The organism is Collinsella sp. HCP3S3_D1 (genome assembly GCF_052064015.1).
Taxonomy (GTDB): Bacteria; Actinomycetota; Coriobacteriia; order Coriobacteriales; family Coriobacteriaceae; genus Collinsella.
The window spans coordinates 83,524-97,601 of the sequence record NZ_JBQHWK010000007.1; the positions used below are offsets into that span (position 1 = coordinate 83,524).

The window sequence follows — 14,078 nt, forward strand, 5'->3', positions numbered from 1 at the left end:
GTTTAATAGGCTATCGGCAACCACGCCTTGAATTGCAAAAAGAAAACCGCAGGTAGAACGCCTGCGGTTTTTCTATTTTCGGTATGTGGTTGGGCCATACTGATAAAACGTAGTAGATGGGCCGGTTTCGTGGCGAGTGGCGTTTGTCGGCTCGCCAAAATTTCTATTCCACGACCTTATCCGGCTGGATAAGCTCCTCGTAGTAGCTGATGTGCTCTCGGGCGTCCTCGATTTCGGGCAGCAGGAAGTTGTAGATAACCTCGATGATCATCGTGGCGCTGATCTTGGAGAACGCAAAGTCGCCCGTGGTGAGCAGCGCCTCGTGGTTCACGGTATTAAAGGTGTAGTCGGCTAGGCGAGCAAGCGGAGACTTGCTGTCGCTGCTGATGACGACTACGGTGGCACCACAGCCTCGAGCCGCTTTTGCCATGCGATTCAGTCGACGCGACTTGCCAGAGTTCGAGATCAGCACGATAACGTCGCCGGGGCGCAACGTGAGCGCAAAGCCGATTGATGTCTCGCTGATGGTGCTTGACATACAGCGAAGGCCCAGTTGCGAAAACTTAAACGTCGCGTCAAGCGCAACGGCGTTGGTATTACCTACGGCTGCAAACTCGATAGCCCCTGCGTTCTTAAACGCGTGCACGACGGCTGCCAGTGTATCGTGATCAATGCCATCGATGGTCGCATTGAGTTCACTGACCTTTGCGGCGAGGATGTTTTTGAGGCTCTGCTCCATATTATCGAGCGAGACCTCGTCTGTGAGGCCTTCACTGCGCTGGCTCTCCAGATCGCGCGCCAGCGAAAACTGAAAGCTGCGAAAGCTTCCAAAGCCCAGCTTGCGGCAGAAGCGCGAGACGGTGGCCTCGGAGGTTGCGGCGGCGCGCGAGAGTTGCGCGGCTGTTAGGAGCGGTGCCTCGGACTGGTGCTCTAGGATATAGTCGACAATGCGCTGCTCGGACTCGCTGTATCCCTTGTGCGTGCTAATAAGGGAGAGTGCGCTCTTGCTGCTATCGGACATGGATGACTCCTGGTTGGCATTAAAAGCTGTCTTGTTGTGTGCCGCTCTAGTATACGGGGAAATCAATTACAAGATACACCTTGCTGTTTCAAAAGTTGATGGTAAACTTTCATCGACCGTTTACGGTTGTGAAAGAACCTTTCACCGGAGAAATAGGCTGGATTGCTTCTCATATAAGCGGTGGCTTGGTATCTTTCAGGAGTGGAAAAACGCGCACCGTAGCGCGTGTAGGGGAGCGCCCGCGGGCGCAGTACTCAAGAAGGAGGGACACATGGCTAAGTTTGACATCATCGCCGCCACCGGTTGCCCGACCGGCATCGCGCACACCTTCATGGCGAAGGAGGCGCTGGAGAAGGCAGCTGCCGAGCGCGGTCTGACCATTAAGGTCGAGACCCATGGCCAGGTCGGTGTCGAGAACGAACTCACGAAGGGTGAGATCGCCGGTGCTAAGGCCGTCGTCGTCGCAGCCGATAAGGATGTCCAGGCGGAGCGTTTCGCCGGTAAGCCCATGGTTTCCGTCGGTGTTTCCAAGGCCCTGTCCGTCGAGGCTGCCGGTAAGCTGATCGACCGCGCTCTCGCCGCCAAGGGCGACGACACGGTTGCGGCTGCTGCCGATGTCGAGGATGAGGTCGAGGAGAAGGAGTCCATCGGTCACATCATCTATAAGCACCTCATGAACGGCGTCAGCCACATGCTGGTCTTCGTCGTTGCCGGTGGTGTTCTGACCGCCGTTTCGTTCCTGTGGGGCATCACGTCCTTCGATTCGACGGCTGCCGACTACAACAGCTTTGCCGCTATGCTCAAGATCATCGGCGGCATCGCCATGAACCTCATGGTTCCCGTGCTTTCCGCCTATATCGCCGAGTCCATCGGCAAGCGCCCGGCGCTCGTTCCCGGCTTCGTCGCCGGTATGATCGCCATCCAGGGCCTGCCCGTTAATGCCGAGACCGGCATGATCGATGCCGGCGGTGCCGGCGTGGGCTTTGGCTTCCTGGGCGGCATCGTCGGCGGTTTCCTCTCTGGCTATGTCATCCTGCTGCTCGAGAAGGTTTTTGCCAAGCTGCCCAAGAACTTGGACGGCCTCAAGGCTATCTTCCTGTACCCGCTGTTCTCGACCGCCATCGTCGGTCTGGTCATGCTCGGCATCTCCGGCCCCATGGCTGCCATTAACACCGCCATGATGGACTTCCTCAAGGGTCTGTCTGCCTCTGGCGCTGTTGTCCTGGGTCTTGCCATTGGCTGCATGTGCGCCTTTGATATGGGCGGCCCGGTCAACAAGGCTGCTTACGTCACCGGTACCGCTATGCTCACCGAGGCCCTGGCTGCCGGTGTCGGCACCGACACCTATAACTTCGGCACCAACTTCATGGCTGCCGTCTCCGCCGCCTGCATCGTTCCGCCGCTGATCACCACCTTCGCCGTCATCGTCGGCAAGAAGTACTTCAGCCAGGAGGATCATGACGCCGGTATCGTCAACCTCATCCTTGGTTGCACCCACATCACCGAGGGCGCCATTCCGTTCATGACCAAGAACATCTGGCCCGTCATGCCCATCATGATGCTCGGTTCCTCCATCGCCTCGATCCTGACCATTATGTTCAACGTCCACGATCCGGCGCCTCACGGTGGTTTCCTGGTCCTGCCCGTTGTCGAGAACGGTCCGCTGTGGGTCCTCGCGATCCTCATCGGCGCCGTGGTCGGTGGCATCCTGTTCGTTGCTTTCAAGAAGTATGACTTCGAGAAGAAACAGAAGGCCGCTCCCGCCGCTGCCGCTGAGCCGGTCGAGGCTCCCAAGGCCGCTGCCGTCGAGGCCCCCAAGGCTGAGGCTTCCGACTTCGTGAAGGTCGAGAACGTTTTTGTCGCCGAGGATTTTGCTTCTCGTGACGAGGCCCTGAGCTTTGTCTCCAACCAGGCTGTCAAGGCCGGTATCGCTGACGACGCCGACGCCGTAATGAACGCCTTCCTGGCCCGCGAGGCCGAGGGCACCACGGGCATGATGGAGGGCTTCGCTATTCCGCATGCCAAGTCTGATGCCATTACCGAGGCCGCCGTCATCGTCGTCAAGGACGACTCTGGCGTGACCGGTTGGGACACCATGGACGGCGCTCCTGTCAACGTGGCTATTGCCCTGCTCATCCCCGGTGCCCAGGCCGGCACCACGCACCTCAAGATCCTGTCCAAGGTCGCCGAGGCGCTCATGGACGAGGGCTTCCGTGCCACCGTTAAGGGTTCTACCGACGCTGCCGAGATCGCTAAGACAATCAACGCCCGTCTGGTCTAATCCCGCAGCTTGCGAATAACATCGCCCCCTGTATATAAGGCGGAGACTCCATCAGGGGTCCCCGCCTTTTTTCAAGTAAACCGGTACTGAGGGACATTTCCTTCCTGCCGACAGTTCGGCATATTCCTCAGTTCACAAGAGGGCATAGATAGCCCCATCAACCAGATCAACCAGGCGAACAAAAACTCAGCCAAAATTTCTTTCGCACGATATTGCTCTGGACCGACTGAGTTTCCGCAGCTTGCTCGCCCACAGGGGGCCGGGCGCGGCCAGTGAGATTTATCGCGAGTTCCGCACGAGCCGAAGAGCACTTAATGTGCTCTTCGTGCGAGCAGGACTGTAGAGCAGGAAATCTCACTGGCCGCGCCCGGCCCCCTGTGGGCGAGCAAGCGGACGACAAAAACATCTGTCCAACAATTCGTGCGAAACATAATGAAAAACCGTTTGATGTGAGTTAATATAATCCACGTCGTGAATATGGCTCCTGTCGCATTGCTGATAGGGGTTAAACACAAAAAAGGAGTCAATTATGGTTTCTGAGAAGGCTACCCTCGTTAATCCTCAGGGTCTTCACATGCGTCCGGCTGGCCTCTTCGCCTCCACCATGGGCAAGTACGCCTGCGACGTGACGGTCGTCACCCCCGAGAAGGAGGTCAACGGCAAGTCCCCGATGGCCCTCATGGCTGCCGGCATCCCCTGCGGTACCGAGGTCGAGGTCAAGTGCGACGGCGCTGACGAGGCCGAGGCTCTGGCTGCTGCCATCGAGCTCATCAAGAGCGGTCTTGGCGAGTAGAACTCAAACGGGTCGCATGTTGAACAACTAAGTTCATATTTGGGGGCGCAGTGACCTGTTTAAAGGGAACTGCGCTCTTTTGTCATGGATATGGCAAAACGCTTTATCACATGACACGGAGAGAGGAATAGGAATGTATCAGGGAGTCAACGCTTCCGAGGGCATCGGTATCGGCACCGTCATGGTTGCCGTCGAACCCGACTTGACGTTTGAGCCGCACGAGGTTGCTGATTCGGCAGCAGAGAAGGAGCGCTATCAGACCGCCCTTTCGGTCTTCTGCGAGAAGACCCAGGCTCAGGCCGACCACATGAAGGAGACGGTGGGCGAGGCCGAGGCCGAGATCATGAGCGGACACATTGTCCTGGCTCAGGACCCGGGCATGACCGACGCCATCAACGCCGCCATTGACGGCGGCACCTGCGCCGAGCAGGCGCTCATGGACACCTCGACCATGTTTGAGAACATGTTCCTGTCCATGGACGATGAGATGTTCCGCCTGCGCGCGGCAGACATCGCCGACATCCGCACCGGTATTCTGGCCGAGCTTTTGGGCAAGGAGGTCGTCGATCTTTCCGTCCTGCCCGAAAACACTGTCGTTGTCGTGCACGACCTTACGCCGTCCATGACCGCCACGATCGATAAGGCCCACGTTGCCGGTATCGTCACCGAGACCGGTGGCCGCACGTCGCACTCCGCGATCATCGCCCGCGCCCTCGAGATTCCGGCTGTCCTTTCGGTTGCCAACAGCTGCACCGCGCTGCGCAACGGCATGACCGTTGTCGTCGACGGTGGCAAGGGTATCGTCGAGGCCGATCCCGACGAGGAGACGCTCGCCGCCTATACCGCTAAGGCCGAGGCTTTCGCTGCCGAGAAGGCAGCCCTCGAGGCTTTCCGTGGCAAGCCGTCCGTGACTGCCGATGGCATCAAGAAGATCATTGCCTGCAACATCGGTAACCCCGATGACGTGCCTAACGCGCTCGATCACGATGCCGAGGCCATTGGCCTGTTCCGCTCCGAGTTCCTGTTCATGGACTCCGCCGAGCTTCCTTCCGAGGAGGAGCAGTTCAACGCCTATCGCAAGGTTGCCAGCGCGCTCAATGGCGCTCCGGTCATCATCCGCACGCTCGACGTGGGTGGCGACAAAGAGATCCCGTACCTGCACATGGTCAAGGAAGAGAACCCCTTCATGGGCTTCCGTGCCGTGCGTTACTGCCTGGCCAACCCCGACCAGTACAAGGTACAGCTCCGCGCTCTGCTGCGCGCCAGCGCCTTCGGTGATGTCAAGATCATGATCCCGCTCGTCACTTGCGTCGAGGAGGTCTTGGCCGTTAAGGAGCTCGTCGAGGAGTGCAAGTCCGAGCTGACCGAAGAGGGCCGCAAGTTCAACGAGAACATCGAGGTCGGCATTATGGTCGAGACGCCTGCCGCATCGCTGATCGCTGACCGCCTGGCCGAGGTCGCCGACTTCTTCTCGATCGGCACCAACGACCTGATCGGCTACACCATGTGTGCCGACCGTGGTAACGACACCATTTCTAACCTGTACCAGGTGTACTATCCTGCCGTGCTTCGCTCGCTCAAGAACATCATCGAGAGCGGCGTCAAGGCTGGCATCATGGTCGGTATGTGCGGCGAGGCCGCTGCCGATCCGCTGCTTGAGCCGCTGCTGATCAGCTGGGGCCTCGAGGAGTTCTCGATGAGCGCCCCGTCTATCCTTCGCGCCCGCAAGACCATCAGCCAGTGGACCAAGGCCGAGTGCGACGATCTCGCCGAGAAGGCGCTCGCCTGCACCACTGCCGAAGAGGTCAAGGCGCTGCTTGAGGCTGCCGCTCGCTAATTTGGTATCAGAGGTAACCGCGTGGTTGGAATGGGCTGGCCGCGCGGCCCTCAAATATACAGGGGGTACTGTAAATGTTCTACACGCTAACCGCTAACCCGGCTGTCGACATGACGGTTTCGAGCTCTCCGCTCGAGCCCGACGAGAACGTCCGCACCGGCTCGGCCAGCTACACGGCTAACGGCAAGGGCCTCGACGTGTCCTTCGCCTTTAAGAAGATGGGCGTCGACACCGTCGCGCTCGGCTTCTTCGCCGGCTTCACGGGCAAGTTCATCGTCGAGGAGGTCATGAACCTGGGTTGCCTGTGCCGCCCGGTCTGGACCGACGGCATCACGCGTATCAACACCTATGTCAACGATGGCCAGCACGAGTACGGCATCCTTAACCCCGGCGCCCCGATTACGCCGGAGCACCAGAAGGAGCTCTACAACATCCTGGACACCGCGGGCGATCTTGAGTGCCTGATCGTCTCCGGCTCCGTGCCTCCCAAAGCTACGCCCGACTTCCTGGCTCAGGTCATGGATCACGCTCAGGCTCGTGGCGCCGACGTCGTCCTAGACCTGTCTTCCGACAAGCTCAAGGAGCTCGCTCACAAGAAGCCGCTGCTCATCAAGCCGAACCATCACGAGATGAAGGCCATCTTTGGCGTGCCGGTCGACACCGACGACGAGGTCCGCGTTGCTATGAAGATGGCTCACGATGCCGGCGTCCAGAACGTGCTGCTCACCCGTGGTAGCCGCGGCGACGCTTACTTCTCCAACGGCGAGGACATCTGGTACGCTAAGCGTGAGTTCAACATCAAGCTGGTCTCTTCCGTCTGCGCCGGCGACTGCACGCTCGCTGCGTTCCTGCACAAGTGGTACAGGGATCGCGATAACGTCGAGGAGGCCATGAAGCTCGCTATGGCCACCGGCGCCAACGTTGCCGAGTCCGTGGGCATCGGCGACTTCGGTCACGTCGATGAGTATAGTAAGCGCGTTGCTGTCCGCAAGCTCGATCGCAAGTAAGCGAAACGCTACATATTCGTGGCTATATGGCGCCCCGGTTTAAGCCGGGGCGCTTATTTGTAAATTGCAAATGAGCTTCAGGGCAAGCACTCCTGATTTTTTTGCCCCGCCTTGCTGCTTTTCTGGCGACCTGCACGCGTTCTACACCGTTCGCCGAGTTGCTATGGTCTTTTCACAAGGTGTGGAATATACTTTCATTAACACGTTGCTTTGTGAAAGGAACATTCATGATTTACACGCTCACTGCAAATCCCGCCATTGATTACAACATTTCCTGCGACGGACTTTCCGCCAACACCGTCACCCGCACGCGCAACGCGGTCTATACGCCCAATGGCAAGGGTCTCAACGTCTCGTTCACCCTCGATCACTACGGTGTCGACACCACGATCCTGGGCTTTTTTGCCGGCTTCTCAGGCGAGTATATCGTCAAGGGCGCCGAGGCCCTGGGTGTGCCCGTCAAGCCCGTGTGGACTGACGGCATCACGCGCGTCAACGTTTTCCTCAACGCCGGTCCCGATACCGAGTACAACATGGTCAATGCAGGCGCTGCCATCAATGCTGCCAACGAGCAGGAGATGTTTGAGCTCATCGACTCGCTCGACGACATGACCTGTCTGGTCATTAGCGGCTCGCTGCCCCCCAACACCTCCGAGGGTTTCCTGGCCGAGGTTCTTCGCCGTGTTAAGGCAAAGGGTGCCGAGTTCGTGCTCGATATTTCGAGCCATCAGCTGGCCGATCTCATTGCCATGGAGCCGTTGCTCATTAAGCCCAACGACGACGAGCTGCTCGACATCTTTGGCATTAAGGTGAGCGGTGGCGACGACGAGTCCGTTAAGGGCGCTATGGCTGAGCTGCACGCCAAGGGCGCTAAGAATGTGCTGCTGACCCTTGGTGGCGACGGCGCGTACTTCTCCAACGGCGAGCACATTTGGTTGGCCAAACGTACCTTTGAGGTCAAGCTGCTCTCGACGGTCTGCGCCGGTGATTCCTCGCTTGCCGCCTTCCTGTCCGTGTGGCACGATGCCCCCGAGTGCGTCGAGGACGCCCTGCGCCTCTCGATGGCAACCGGTGCCAACGTGGTCGAGTGTCCTGGTTTGGGCGATTTTGCCAAGGTGGACGAATATAAGAAGCACATCGACGTTCGCCAGGTCTGCTAACCGTTTAGACACATCGTTGCCGAACACCCGCTTTGGATCTCCGAGGCGGGTGTTTTTATCTGTTGGCCGCATGGGCTCTGCTGTCTCGTTCGCACGAATCGACGATGTGATTTCATGTGCGCTCACGCTTGTTTCTTGCTAGACTGCTTGAGAACCATCGTTTAACGCTTGCAAGCGTAGGAGGCCATAGGTATGTGTAATGTTTCGCTCAACGGTACGCAGCCCACAGATGCCTCCCTGCGCGTGCTACGTGCGCTTGAGGACGCCGGTCTCGAGGCCTGGTTCGTAGGCGGTTGGGTACGTGACGCCCTGATGGGACGTCCCAGCCACGATGTTGACATGTGCTGTAGCGGCCTGTGGCAAGAGTCCAAGGCGGCGCTCGAGGCAGCCGGCATTGCGGTAGTTGAGTCGGGCATAAAATTTGGCGGCATTACCGCCCTTTGTGACGATGAGCGTATTGAGGTCACGACGTATCGCCTGGACGGTTTTTACACCGATGGTCGCCATCCCCAGAGTGTGGAGCGTGCGGCGTCGCTTGAGGACGATCTGGCACGTCGTGACTTTACCGTTAACGCCATGGCTTGGCATCCCCAGCGCGGTCTTGTCGACCGTTATGATGGCCAGGGCGACCTGGAGCGTAAGCTGATTCGTGCCGTCGGAGATCCCAAGCGTCGCTTTAACGAGGATGCGCTTCGCATGCTGCGCGCCGTGCGTTTTGCCTGCCGTCTGGATTTTATGATCGAGCCTAAGACCAAACAGGCGCTTGCCGAGTGCTCGCCGCTGCTCGATGCCGTGGCACGCGAACGCGTGGGCATTGAGCTCGAGGGGATTCTATCGACCGGTCACGGGGGAGACGCGATGCTACGCTACCCTGAGCTTGTTTGCGCCGCCGTGCCCGAGCTTGCGCCGGCTCGTGGGTTTGACCAGTGCAGCGTCTACCACGCCTTTAATGTCTACGAGCATATCGCTCGCGTTTTGACGGTAGCGGGGGAGCTGGCACTGTGTGACGGCGTGGCGCCTTCGTCGAGCTTAATGTGGGCAGCGTTTTTGCACGATGTCTCCAAGCCCGATTGCTTTACGGTCGATCATGCGGGTAGCGGCCACTTTTACGGTCATCCTGAGCTTGGCGCCAAGAAAGCGCGCGCTATTATGGATCGCTTGGCGCTTTCGCACGATTTGGTTCGCGACGTGTGTCTGCTTATCAGGTTTCACGATAAGCCGTTGCGCCCCGAGCGCTCCTGTTTGCTCAATATGATGCGCTCGCTTTCGGGTGAGGGCGTCGACACGCCGCGTTTGATTGACGAGCTTATGGACCTTAAGCGTGCCGATACGCTGGGTAAGGCACCGTCGTGCTTCTATTACGTCGAGACAATCGAGGAGATGCGTTCGCTCGCCCACGAACTGTTGGAAGCGGGGGAGCCCTATACGCTTAAGATGCTTGGCATCAACGGCGGGGACCTGATTCGCGCCGGCGTCAAACCGGGGCCTGAGCTTGGACAGCTTCTCAACCTTGCCCTCGACGCCGTGATCGAGAAGAACATTCCCAATACCCGCGAAGCCCTTCTGGCCCACCTCAACCTGGGGTAGCTCATTTGGGACGGGGCTTTTTTAGCTACCCCCGCTGTCAATAGGACGAACAATAGTGATTCTGGCAGGGGTAGCTAAAAAAGCCCCGTCCCAAATTAGCTACCAGGTTGACCTGTGTGTTCCATAACCTCACGACAAAATTTGGCCAATTTGGAATTTCTTCTTGCGCTCGCGTTTTTTGTCCCGTAATATATGTCCTCGCAGCACGGCAGTGCAGATGTCATGTGGCCCGTTCGTCTAGCGGTTTAGGACGCCGCCCTCTCAAGGCGGAGATCACCAGTTCGAATCTGGTACGGGCTACCACTTCTTTTCTGCTGAGGCTTATGGCCCGTTCGTCTAGCGGTTTAGGACGCCGCCCTCTCAAGGCGGAGATCACCAGTTCGAATCTGGTACGGGCTACCAAGTATTGGATACCCGACCTTCTTTCCGAAGGGCGGGTTTTTTATTACCTGCGGGCTTGTCTGTTAATCCCATTTGCCCCATAGCTTTACGTTTTGCTTATCTCCCAGACGGGTACAATAGGCCAGATACATTGACGGTCAGAAGGAGCCTCATGACGGAGTCCTCTCAGCATACCCCAAAGCCTCAAGTCGATGTTTCGGGCGGCGATGACAACAAGAGCGCACGTCGTGGTGCCATCTTTATTGGCATTGTGCTGGTGGGCTATATTGTCTATTTGGTCGTGACCGGTCAGATGGGTCAGTTCTGGGCCGCCATGGCTAGCGTTCAGGCGCCGTGGCTCGCTGCCGCGTGCTTCTGCATGTTCCTATACTTGTTTTTTGGCATCGTGGCGTACGCGATTGCCGTATGGCTCGATCCCAATTCGCCTGTCGGCATCCGCGACCTCATTTCGGTCGAGGCGAGCGGCATCTTCTTTGGCAACCTGACGCCCATGATGATGGGCTCCACGCCTGCCCAGATTTATCGCCTGACCAAAGCCGGCCAAAATGTGGGCGAAGCGGGTGCCACGCAATTCACCCGCTTTATCGTGTACCAGTTTGGTTTGGTGGCATGGGGTGCCATTCTGCTGCTCGCCCGCATGCCGTTTTTCGCCGAGCGCTATGGCGACATGACGCTGCTTTGCGTCTTTAGTTTTGGCGGCCACTGCTGCATTCTTCTCGGAATCTTTGCCGTGGCGTTGATGCCCAAGACCGTCACGCGCGTCGCACATTGTATTATCAATTGGCTCGAGCGCATGGGTGTTTCCGCTACTAAGATCGAGGGCTGGCGTACCTTTGTCGATGGCGAGATCTACTCGTTCTCCGAGAAATTCAAACTCTCTGCCGGCCATTTTTCGTCCATGCTGCTCACGGTCGTCATCACCATGTTGCAGCTGGCGTTTTTCTACCTGGTTCCGTATTTTTTGATGCTTGCCTTTGGTCAGTACGACGTTGACTTTTTCTCGGTCATGGCGGCGAGTGCTTTTGTACAGCTGTTGAGTTCCGCCGTCCCGCTGCCTGGCGGCACCGGTGGTGCCGAGGGCGGCTTCGCGCTGTTCCTGGGTCACTTTTTTGGCACGGCAGCGACTGCCGGCTATCTGCTTTGGCGTTTGATTACCTTTATCGCGCCGACCATTTTGGCCGCCCCTCTTTTGGGCCTTAAGAGCGCTCATAACGAGAGTATCCATGCGCGCTGGGACCGTATGATGTGCAAGCTCGGGCGCACTCCTCAGAAGCCTTCTACGTCCGCTAAGGCACATCCAACCTCTCAGGTTACCGTGGACCCCAATCAGCATGCTCAAAAGACTGCTGTGGCCTCTAAACCGGCACGGAAGACCTATGTTCGTCAGACTGGCGACGGTATCCGCGTTTCCCCTGCGGCGCTCAATAAAAAGAAGCGGCCCTAGAGCCCAGTTGGTGAGTCGTGCGTTCTTAATGATGCTCGTCATCGCGATGCTAGATATAGGATAATCCTCTTACGTTGATTATCTCCCACTTGTACAGGAGCTATAGGTGGGCAGTTGACATGAAGGGGACACGTCTATGGCCACCACTAAACCGCGCCTTGACCGCCGCATCGTTCGCAGTCGCAATGCGATTCTTTCGGCATTCGAGCGACTGCTGATGGAAAAGCCCCTCGCCGATATTACGGTGAGCGCCATCGCGCGCGAGGCAAATGTCGACCGTAAGACCTTCTACGTGCACTTTGGCACGGTGGACGGCTTGCTCGATGCCATTGCCGTGGATGTGGTCGAGATGATTGTCGACTCAGTCGAGAAGACGCTTTCCTCTATGGGCGGTAACACCAACGAGCGAGCACTCGGAGCGGCGGCGACCTTCTTCAAAACCGTTAACGAGGCGCTGTGCAACAATTTGGTGCTCAATCGCCAGCTGATTGAAAACATTCCGCTCGACGACTTTATGGCTCGTCTTCGTGCGCCGCTCGAACATGAGATTGCCGAGCGCGGTCTGCTGCCCCAAGGTCTTAAGGACGAGATGTTCGATTACTACCTGGCGTTTCTGCTGTCCGGTATTATCGGTATCTATCGCACGTGGGCATTATCCGACGGCTCGGTTCCCATCGAGCGCGTCTCGGCGGTCGCCAACGACCTGACCCTGAACGGCCTTTCGAGCCTAGAGACCCGTTTGTAGTAGCAATAAAACAGAGATTGAAAAAATACGTATGAATAATATCGTTTCCTTGTTTATGTTTAGTCGTTGTGATTATGAGAAAGTAAAACAGAATGCATGGGAAGAAAACTGGAAAGCCATGCGGCTGTATTCTGTTGTGGCGCTTGTTGCCTTTGGAGTCATAACGCTGCTGAGTGCGGTTTCCCTGAGTATCGGAAATTATAAATGGGTGTATCTGGCCTATACGTTCCTTTCTTTGCTCTATTTTTGCATTTCTCGTTGTCAACTTAGAAGCTTCTTGGGGAAAGAGCTGGTTATATACAGCTTTTTTGCCGCGCTGCTGCTGTTCGGCATTATTACGGGAACGGTAATTACGCCGGAGGAGCTCACGGTCAACTACATTGTGTTCATGATGGTAGCGCCGCTGCTGTTTACCGCTAGAGCGGCGGTCATGAACGGGCTGATCCTGAGCAGTATGCTGCTCTATATCGGACTTGCATTCTTTGCGCAGCACAACCCAATTCTATCCAAAAACCTCGTGAATGTTATTTTGTACGGGGTGCTGAGCATGTTTCTGACTGCCACGATGATGCGAAGCAAGCTCCAGATAATCCTGTACCATAAGGAAATGGAAGCGTTGGAAGTCAGCAAGCGCGAATCGCAGGAACGACTCCTGAATTACGAGAGATTCCTCACGGACATGGTTCGGTATGCCGCTTCAGAAGCAACTCCGGACAAAGTACTGAATCAACTGGTGGAGTATATCGGACAGCGTGTGACCGCCGATCGAGCGTACATCTTTGAACAGAATGACCGCGGAACGTTTGACAACACCTACGAGTGGTGCAAAGCGGGCGTACCCAAAGAAAAAGATAACCTGCAGGATGTGCCGTATGAAGGCATCATTGAAACATGGTTTGCACAATATCAAGAATCTAACAATGCCATCATCCTTGACATTGAAGAATGCAAAAAAACAAACGAAGCCATCTATGAACGGCTGAAACCTCAGGGTGTCAATACCCTTGTGACAGGGCCAATCAAAATCAACGGCAAGATGGTCGGATTCTACGGTGTGGACAATCCTCCCAAAGAGAAACTGCACGAGATCTCGAATGAGATGGATATGATCGAGTTTATGGTCTCTTTTATGATAAGACTGCGCGATAATGCGAATGCACTGGAGCACAGTGCGTTATATGACCAGCTCACAGATTGTAAAAACAGAAAAGCACTGGATTGGGCGTACACAGAAAAGCTGGGGAAGTACTTTCCCCTGGCGGTTGTCATGTGCGACCTAAATGGCCTAAAGGAAATAAATGACCAAAAGGGACATGACGCCGGTGATAAAGCCATTGTGCAGACCGCACAGACGCTGAAATCTGTGTTCGGAAAGCGTCATGTGTATCGGCTTGGCGGAGATGAGTTCATTGCGGTTCTGCCAAACATCACACATCCGGCGTTTCAGAAACTACTGGAAACGGCAAAAAGCCAACTGGGGGCTACCGCGTCCCTCGGTACGACGATAAGCGGCACAAAGGACACGGATTTTGAGTCGCTTCTGAAAGCCGCAGATGCGCAAATGTATGAAAACAAGAAGCAATACTACATCGTGACAGGGAATGATCGGAGAAAGCACAGCTTGTGAGAGGGAAAAGCTGCGCATATAAACGTAAAACTGGACGGTATTTCACGACTTTGACCGCACAGGGCAGCACGGTTCGTGATGTCGCTTTCAAGCAGATGGATGTTGCATTTAATCAGTCTGAAAATGCCCAGACGAGCATTTCGCCTGGGCAAGTAGTGCTCCGCCTTTCTTTAA

The 14,078-nt window shown here is 56.6% G+C and carries 10 protein-coding genes and 2 tRNA genes; 11 read left to right on the forward strand and 1 reads right to left on the reverse strand.

From position 1 onward, the window contains the following. Window positions 1–163: 163 nt before the first annotated feature. Complete coding sequence (locus ACTNDJ_RS03745; RefSeq protein ID WP_427795869.1) at window positions 164–1,021, reverse strand: MurR/RpiR family transcriptional regulator; 858 nt, start codon at window positions 1,019–1,021, stop codon at window positions 164–166. A 271-nt stretch (window positions 1,022–1,292) separates the two neighbouring features. Between ACTNDJ_RS03745 and ACTNDJ_RS03750 the strand changes: the two genes are divergently transcribed. The 11 genes from ACTNDJ_RS03750 to ACTNDJ_RS03800 all read left to right on the forward strand — a co-directional run bounded on the left by ACTNDJ_RS03750 (window position 1,293) and on the right by ACTNDJ_RS03800 (window position 13,904). Beyond that, window positions 1,293–3,302, forward strand: coding sequence for a fructose-specific PTS transporter subunit EIIC (locus tag ACTNDJ_RS03750; protein ID WP_441083355.1), 2,010 nt, complete (start codon window positions 1,293–1,295; stop codon window positions 3,300–3,302). A gap of 529 nt (window positions 3,303–3,831) precedes the next feature. Beyond that, the gene (locus ACTNDJ_RS03755) at window positions 3,832–4,095 is read left to right on the forward strand and encodes an HPr family phosphocarrier protein (protein WP_022094575.1); all 264 of its coding nucleotides are present in this window, start codon (window positions 3,832–3,834) and stop codon (window positions 4,093–4,095) included. A 133-nt stretch (window positions 4,096–4,228) separates the two neighbouring features. Then, window positions 4,229–5,932 (forward strand): phosphoenolpyruvate--protein phosphotransferase, encoded by a 1,704-nt coding sequence (gene ptsP, locus ACTNDJ_RS03760; RefSeq protein ID WP_427793764.1) that lies wholly within the window; start codon window positions 4,229–4,231, stop codon window positions 5,930–5,932. 74 nt (window positions 5,933–6,006) lie between these two features. Next, window positions 6,007–6,939: a 1-phosphofructokinase family hexose kinase gene (locus ACTNDJ_RS03765; protein ID WP_154515554.1), complete on the forward strand. Its 933-nt coding sequence runs from the start codon at window positions 6,007–6,009 to the stop codon at window positions 6,937–6,939. A gap of 227 nt (window positions 6,940–7,166) precedes the next feature. Further along, window positions 7,167–8,099 (forward strand): 1-phosphofructokinase family hexose kinase, encoded by a 933-nt coding sequence (locus ACTNDJ_RS03770; RefSeq protein WP_441083356.1) that lies wholly within the window; start codon window positions 7,167–7,169, stop codon window positions 8,097–8,099. Window positions 8,100–8,291: 192 nt separating this feature from the next. Next, window positions 8,292–9,686 (forward strand): CCA tRNA nucleotidyltransferase, encoded by a 1,395-nt coding sequence (locus ACTNDJ_RS03775; RefSeq protein ID WP_441083357.1) that lies wholly within the window; start codon window positions 8,292–8,294, stop codon window positions 9,684–9,686. 226 nt (window positions 9,687–9,912) lie between these two features. Next, window positions 9,913–9,989, forward strand: a tRNA-Glu gene (locus tag ACTNDJ_RS03780). Window positions 9,990–10,011: 22 nt separating this feature from the next. Further along, window positions 10,012–10,088, forward strand: a tRNA-Glu gene (locus ACTNDJ_RS03785). Window positions 10,089–10,239: 151 nt separating this feature from the next. Continuing rightward, entirely contained in the window at window positions 10,240–11,532 is a 1,293-nt protein-coding gene (locus ACTNDJ_RS03790; RefSeq protein WP_441083358.1) for a lysylphosphatidylglycerol synthase transmembrane domain-containing protein, read from the forward strand. A 136-nt stretch (window positions 11,533–11,668) separates the two neighbouring features. Beyond that, a complete protein-coding gene (locus ACTNDJ_RS03795) occupies window positions 11,669–12,277 on the forward strand; it encodes a TetR/AcrR family transcriptional regulator (protein ID WP_441083359.1) in 609 nt (202 codons plus the stop codon). Between the two features lie 31 nt (window positions 12,278–12,308). After that, on the forward strand, window positions 12,309–13,904 hold the full coding sequence (locus ACTNDJ_RS03800) for a sensor domain-containing diguanylate cyclase (protein WP_441083360.1): 1,596 nt from the start codon (window positions 12,309–12,311) through the stop codon (window positions 13,902–13,904). Window positions 13,905–14,078 lie beyond the last annotated feature (174 nt).

Coding starts and splice junctions, on each gene's coding strand:
- ACTNDJ_RS03745 (WP_427795869.1), bottom strand. CDS start 1,021: ATGTCCGATAGCAGCAAGAGCGCACTCTCCCTTATTAGCACGCACAAG.
- ACTNDJ_RS03750 (WP_441083355.1), top strand. CDS start 1,293: ATGGCTAAGTTTGACATCATCGCCGCCACCGGTTGCCCGACCGGCATC.
- ACTNDJ_RS03755 (WP_022094575.1), top strand. CDS start 3,832: ATGGTTTCTGAGAAGGCTACCCTCGTTAATCCTCAGGGTCTTCACATG.
- ptsP (WP_427793764.1), top strand. CDS start 4,229: ATGTATCAGGGAGTCAACGCTTCCGAGGGCATCGGTATCGGCACCGTC.
- ACTNDJ_RS03765 (WP_154515554.1), top strand. CDS start 6,007: ATGTTCTACACGCTAACCGCTAACCCGGCTGTCGACATGACGGTTTCG.
- ACTNDJ_RS03770 (WP_441083356.1), top strand. CDS start 7,167: ATGATTTACACGCTCACTGCAAATCCCGCCATTGATTACAACATTTCC.
- ACTNDJ_RS03775 (WP_441083357.1), top strand. CDS start 8,292: ATGTGTAATGTTTCGCTCAACGGTACGCAGCCCACAGATGCCTCCCTG.
- ACTNDJ_RS03790 (WP_441083358.1), top strand. CDS start 10,240: ATGACGGAGTCCTCTCAGCATACCCCAAAGCCTCAAGTCGATGTTTCG.
- ACTNDJ_RS03795 (WP_441083359.1), top strand. CDS start 11,669: ATGGCCACCACTAAACCGCGCCTTGACCGCCGCATCGTTCGCAGTCGC.
- ACTNDJ_RS03800 (WP_441083360.1), top strand. CDS start 12,309: ATGAATAATATCGTTTCCTTGTTTATGTTTAGTCGTTGTGATTATGAG.